The sequence below is a fragment of the Methanosphaera sp. A6 genome (assembly GCF_001729395.1).
In the GTDB taxonomy this organism is placed as follows: Archaea; Methanobacteriota; Methanobacteria; order Methanobacteriales; family Methanobacteriaceae; genus Methanosphaera; species Methanosphaera stadtmanae.
Map to the genome: position 1 here is coordinate 1 of NZ_MAIF01000164.1, position 6,253 is coordinate 6,253.

The window sequence follows — 6,253 nt, forward strand, 5'->3', positions numbered from 1 at the left end:
ACCAAACATACCAACAGCATTTAACAAACTTAAAGAAACAGGAGTTAATAAGATAATAGTAAATCCCGTATTTTTAGCACATGGAATGCATACAAAAGTAGATATACCAACAATACTTGGATTAGAACCAGAAGTAGACCTAGAAAAACTACACATGCACCAACATGAACATAATCATAGTCATCACCATCATCATAGAGAAGCAAAATCAGAACCTGTGGACTTTGATGGAGAAATAATATATCTTGAACCATTAGGTGCAGATGATAAAATAGTGGAAATAATTTCCAATAAAATCAATTCAAAACTAGAAAAAGATTCTCAAGATACTGGAATACTATTAATAGGACATGGAAGTAATCTTCCATATAATAATGAAGTTATTAAAACTATTGCAGAAAAATACATTGAAAATTCAGGAGATTATCCTATAGAAACAGGATTTATGCAATTAAGTAAACCTTCAATTCCAGAAGCATTTAATAAACTCAAAGAAAAAGATGTGAAAAAAGTTATTGCTCTTCCAATATTTTTAGCACATGGAATTCATACAAAACTAGATATACCAACAGCACTTGGACTTAATCCACAACCCATTGAAAACTATCCAGTATCTAACGTATCAACAAGTGATGTTGTTGAATTTGATGGAGAAATAATATATCTTGAACCATTAGGTGCAGATGATAAAATAGTGGAAATAATACAAAATCGTGTAAATAAATATTTATAATAGAAACTGTAATATACTTATAAAAATAATCTCCCAATTACATAATTTGTATTAATTAGTTTACATATATTAAATAATATAAAAGTAGTTAATATACTTAATAATAAATAGATGTTAATTTAATATAATAACTAAGAAATAGTTTATTAATAAAAAGAAAATTTCAAATTATTAATAAAAAAAACATAACTCAATACGGAGGATTATATATGAGTGACATTATAAGAGGATGGCGTCATAACGATCAAAGATATAATTTAATAGGAACTAAATGTAAAACATGTGGAGAAACATTTTTTCCAAAACAAGTAGTTTGTCCTAACTGTAGAAGCCACGGAAGCATTGAAGATCTCCAATTTAAAGGAACAGGTAAAATTTATACATACTCAATAATCCATGCTGCTACTGATGAATTCAAAAATAATTCACCATATGCTGTAGGTATAATAGAGCTTGATGAAGGAGCTAAAATAACAGCACAAATTGTTGATTGCGACTTCGATGAAATAGAAATTGGTGACGAAGTAGAAGTAGTATTTAGAAAAATAAGAGAAGATGGAAAAGAAGGAGTAATAACATATGGATACAAATTCAAACTCAAAGAATGATACTGGAATATTATTAATAGGTCATGGAAGTAGACTACCATACAACAAAGAAGTTATAAGTGCAATTGCAGAAAAATATGCACAAACAAAACCTGATTACAACATAGAAGTAGGATTCATGGAATTAGCTGAACCAAACATACCAACAGCATTTAACAAACTTAAAGAAACAGGAGTTAACAGAATAATAGTAACACCTATCTTTTTAGCACATGGAATGCATACAAAAAGAGACATACCAACAATACTTGGATTAGAACCAGAAGTAAAAGAAGAACCTAATGGACACCATCATCACGAACATGAACATCACCATGAACATGGGCATCATCACCACCATCACCATGGTGAAGTAGAAAAAGTTGAGTTTGATGGAGAAATAATTTACACCGAACCAATAGGTGCAGATGATAAAATAGTTGATATTGTATCTGAAAAAGTAAATAAATACTTATAAACAATACAACAAAATAACCTCCCTTTTTTTAATACTAATTTTAAAAATTTAATTATGATTAATATGAAAATATCAAAGATAGGCGAAAGAAAACTAATACAAAGACTTCTTAAGAAAAGAGATGAAACTCTAGGAAATATTGATAATACAATTCTTAAAAGTTACCATGATGATGCTGCAATAGAAGAAAATACTTCAAAATATACTGTCTTATCAACAGATATGCTTATACAACATTCTCATTTTCCAAAACAAATGACCTATTTTCAGATGGGAGAAAAAATAGTAACAGTAAATGTTAGTGACATTCTTGCAATGAATGCAACACCAGTATCTATTCTCATAGCAATGGCACTTCCTAGCACATTAACAATAGATGAATTTGATGAAATAATTGATGGTATTTTATATAAATGTAAGGAATATGGTGTAACTCTTATTGGAGGAGATCTTAATCAGTCAGATGAAATTATTCTTAGTGCAACTACCACGGGAAAAATAAATAAAAATATTAAATTACAAAGTAATATTCAAGAAGATAATCTGGTGGCTATAACAGGACAACTTGGAATGCCTGCTGCAGCACTAGATTTACTTAGCAAATATGAAATTAAAGATTTATCTAATGAATATGAAGAGATTATAAAGAGTATTCTTGAACCAAATCTACCAATAAAAACTGCTAAATTTCTTAGAGAACATCCCACACTCATCACTAGTATGACAGACATAACTGACGGACTTGCTATTGAATTAGGACATTTACATGAAAAAAATACCAACATTGGATTTGAAATATATGCAGATAAACTTCCATATAACAAGCACATTTCACAAATAGCTACTGAAAATAACAAATCATTAAATGAATACCTTCTCCATTTTGGAGAGGAATTTGAACTATTATTAACATTAGATAAAAAAGAATACTTGAAATATAAAGATAAATTAAATAATATACATATTATTGGTAAAGTAAATAACTCTGATAAAATTACATTAATAAGTCAAAAATCTGTTAAAACTATGAAAATAACAGGTTATGAACATTTAAAGGAGAATTAGATGACCTGCAATATCTGTCCAAATTATTGTAAATCTGATATAGATACAATTTGTAAACAAAACCCCCAATATGATGATGAAAATGTAATTGATGCAGCCTCAGTTGCAATAGATCCAATAGAAAAAAAACCATTATATCATTACTTACCTGGAACTAAAACATTATCCATAGGAACTGTTGGTTGTAACTTAAATTGTATGAATTGTCAAAATCACACAATAGCACGACCTGAAAATGCTTTAATTGTACCTACAAAATCATATACTCCAGAACAAATAGTTCAAAAAGCAATAGATAATGATATTCCAAGTATTTCATGGACATATAATGAACCAACAATACATCCAAAATGGATAATAAATACATCTCATCTTGCAAAAGAATATGATATTAAAACAATACTTGTTACAAATGGATACACATCCCAAGAAACTTTAGATAATTTATTAGAATATGTTGATGCTGTTAATGTTGATATTAAAAGTTTAGATGATGCATTTTATAAAAATGTTTGTTCTGGACGACTTGAACCTGTACTAAATTCTGTAAGATTCTATGTAAAAAATAATATTCATACAGAAATTACCAATTTATTAATACCAGGATATAATGATAATATTGTTGATATGAAAAAGATAATAAACTTCGTAGTTAAATTATCTGATAAGATACCACTTCATTTCTCAGCATTCTATCCACAATATAAACTAAGTTCACTTGAACCTACCTCTGCAAATATCGTGTATAAAGCATGTGATCTTGGACAATATCTTGGATTAAAATATGTTTATCCTGGAAATGTCCCTGTATCCTACAAGAACAATACGTATTGTAAAAACTGTAGACATCTACTAATTGATAGAAGCAACAGTATAAAAAGTTACATAAAGGATAAATGTGCTTGTCCTAACTGTAACCATAAAGTAGATATTATAATTTAAAATCTTATTTTAAAAAAAAGAATGGGGAAAGAACATGTAGATTATTTTTTTTAATCTAAAATGTTCCACCTCCACCTCCACCAAATCCACCACCAACATCACCAATATCTCCAAAGGAGCCTGTATCTGTGATTGATGTGTCAGGATCATGTAATAATGAATGCATAAACATATTTCCTCCATACATTGAGAAAAATACTGCATCTGATTCATAGTATTGTTCTTCTGGTAGATTTATGTATTTAAAGTATTTTTTCATGTTTCCACTTGCTTCACTTGCACAACCAAGTGCTGTTGCATAGACAAGATATTTTCCCCATACTTGTATAGATGCTGGAGGATATTCTTTTATGAGACTATAATCCTTAATATATTTTTCAAAGTTTTTCCATTTATCATGGAATTCCTTTCCTTCAGATGTCCATTGTCCAAATATTGTATCAGGTAGTGCAAATACTATAGCTGATTCTATCGTTAATATAACACCTAGAACTAATGCAATATTATTATAATCACCCTTTGTAAGGCTACTGTAGATTATTATTATCAAACCACTAATTAATAGCAGTGCACATACTAGTGATGCAACCTGATTACCCCTATTATTAAATAGTTTTCGTACTTCTAAGCTATTTACTTCCTTATTTACATCTATTTTCCAAGCATCCATAAATTTACTAAATTCTACAGAATCCATACTACTTAATGAAATATGTCCTTCATCATCCTTAAATTTTGAAAGATAATCTACAATATCTATTTCATATTGTTTAAGTAGACTCATATCCTTATCTTTTTGTTTTAATACTACATCATCCTCATTACTAGATATTATTTTATAGTATTTCTTATCAATTAAATCAAGTAATGATGCTTGGAATCCATATTCATCTGTCTCATCAATAGCACCTTCTATAATAGTATTAACAAAGACTGGTGAATGTTTTGTTGGTAAATCCATTTCATATTTTTCATTATACTCTATTTTTGGTTCTCTACCATACTTTATATAAATTGGTATTGGTGACAATATACCTAGTATTGCAAAGAGAGATAAGAACTTCATTAAAATATTATGATTTTCTTGACTTTCCTGATATTCCTTTTGATCTTGTTCTATTTGGGCTTTTGCATTCTTATGAATTACATCAGCATTTTGAGTACTTTTAAAGTACTCTTTTGGCATTAATATTCTTTGTTCTGCAAATTGACCACTGCTAAGTGGTTTGAATTGTGTTTTTAATGTATCATCAGAAGTCCATGTGGATTCTTTTACAATATATTGTGGATTGTTCCACATTTCAATATTATTATGACTTCCTGGAATTTGTATGTATGTTACTAAGTTATCTACATCACTATCCCAGTCAGAACCCCATGATTTATACTGTAATTCAGCTATATCATCGTATATTTTAACTCCTTTTATGAAGTTATAATGATATATTACTCTAACATCCTCATCAGATACTTTTTCTGTTTTAGCTTCATCTTTATATAATTGTACTTTAATTTTGACTTTATTAGAAGAATTTATAACCTCTAATGTATTATAATACCCTGGTGTTTCAACTGATATATTTTCTAATCGTTGATCACCTGATAAACCAACATCCCTATATACCCCATTTATTGTTCCACTAATAGAGTATGTTATATCTTCAGATATAATTGTTGTTCCATCATCTGTAACATTAATATGTTTTTCAACGTTAGGTAAAGTATAATCACCTTCAGCAAATGATAATGGAAGTATGAGAAGTGTAAATACTAAGAGAATTATTGTAAACTTCTTTAGATTTCCATGACTCTTTTTAATCATGATAATACCCCATATTAAATAATTAATCTTATTTTTATAACATGTTAGTAATATCTATTTCTAAAAAAAATAAAGGAGATGAATTCTAATTATATGTTCTTAAATTTAGAAGACAATATTGAATATAATTTAATGTACTTTCCATATTCAGTATTTTCCATAGTATTATATTTGAAATATAATTCCATATTCCTATTAAATGTTCTTATATCACCCAATGCTATTGAATATATTATGTACTTATTTATCTGATTCATATCTGGAGGATATTGTTTAATTAAATTATAATCTGTAAGATATAATTCAAAATTCTTCCAATTATTATAATATTTAATTCCATAGTTGGTCCATTGTCGTGGAACTTTATATGAAAGTACTGCTGTTAGTATTATAACAGGAATTAGAATTATTGTTGCTCTAAATGCCCAATTTATAGTTGGCACGTCCGGTTGTAATGATAAAACATAGTATAAAGCCCCTATAACATAAATACTTGTTATTATTGAATATATTTTATATAGTTTTTGACTTGTGTTTTGGAAAAAATCCATTTTATTTCTATAAATAGATTCATATGATTTTTTCATCCATTTACTTATAAATTTATTAAAAGATACTTCATCTAT

Annotated in this window: 7 protein-coding genes; 5 read left to right on the forward strand and 2 right to left on the reverse strand. The window is 28.0% G+C overall.

The features are described 5' to 3' along the window. From cfbA (A9758_RS07430) to amrS, 5 genes are all read left to right on the forward strand, one after another. A partial coding sequence (cfbA, locus tag A9758_RS07430) for a sirohydrochlorin nickelochelatase (protein WP_084759207.1) occupies positions 1-733 on the forward strand: 733 nt, incomplete at its 5' end. 209 nt (positions 734-942) lie between these two features. Then, entirely contained in the window at positions 943-1,341 is a 399-nt protein-coding gene (locus tag A9758_RS07225) for a Zn-ribbon domain-containing OB-fold protein (protein WP_011407128.1), read from the forward strand. Further along, entirely contained in the window at positions 1,313-1,798 is a 486-nt protein-coding gene (gene cfbA / locus A9758_RS07230) for a sirohydrochlorin nickelochelatase (RefSeq protein WP_011407129.1), read from the forward strand. The genes A9758_RS07225 and cfbA (A9758_RS07230) overlap by 29 nt, the downstream gene beginning before the upstream one ends. A gap of 54 nt (positions 1,799-1,852) precedes the next feature. Beyond that, the gene (thiL, locus tag A9758_RS07235) at positions 1,853-2,863 is read left to right on the forward strand and encodes a thiamine-phosphate kinase (protein ID WP_083757030.1); all 1,011 of its coding nucleotides are present in this window, start codon (positions 1,853-1,855) and stop codon (positions 2,861-2,863) included. Then, entirely contained in the window at positions 2,864-3,805 is a 942-nt protein-coding gene (amrS, locus tag A9758_RS07240; protein WP_011407131.1) for an AmmeMemoRadiSam system radical SAM enzyme, read from the forward strand. Positions 3,806-3,860: 55 nt separating this feature from the next. Here amrS and A9758_RS07245 read toward each other — a convergent pair whose 3' ends face one another. Both A9758_RS07245 and A9758_RS07250 read right to left on the reverse strand, forming a co-directional pair. After that, positions 3,861-5,627 (reverse strand): DUF2207 domain-containing protein, encoded by a 1,767-nt coding sequence (locus A9758_RS07245; RefSeq protein ID WP_011407132.1) that lies wholly within the window; start codon positions 5,625-5,627, stop codon positions 3,861-3,863. Between the two features lie 89 nt (positions 5,628-5,716). Continuing rightward, on the reverse strand, positions 5,717-6,253 hold a 537-nt coding region (locus tag A9758_RS07250), incomplete at its 5' end, for a DUF2207 family protein (protein ID WP_233144178.1).

Coding starts and splice junctions, on each gene's coding strand:
- thiL (WP_083757030.1), top strand. CDS start 1,853: ATGATTAATATGAAAATATCAAAGATAGGCGAAAGAAAACTAATACAA.
- cfbA (WP_011407129.1), top strand. CDS start 1,313: ATGGATACAAATTCAAACTCAAAGAATGATACTGGAATATTATTAATA.
- amrS (WP_011407131.1), top strand. CDS start 2,864: ATGACCTGCAATATCTGTCCAAATTATTGTAAATCTGATATAGATACA.
- A9758_RS07245 (WP_011407132.1), bottom strand. CDS start 5,627: ATGATTAAAAAGAGTCATGGAAATCTAAAGAAGTTTACAATAATTCTC.
- A9758_RS07225 (WP_011407128.1), top strand. CDS start 943: ATGAGTGACATTATAAGAGGATGGCGTCATAACGATCAAAGATATAAT.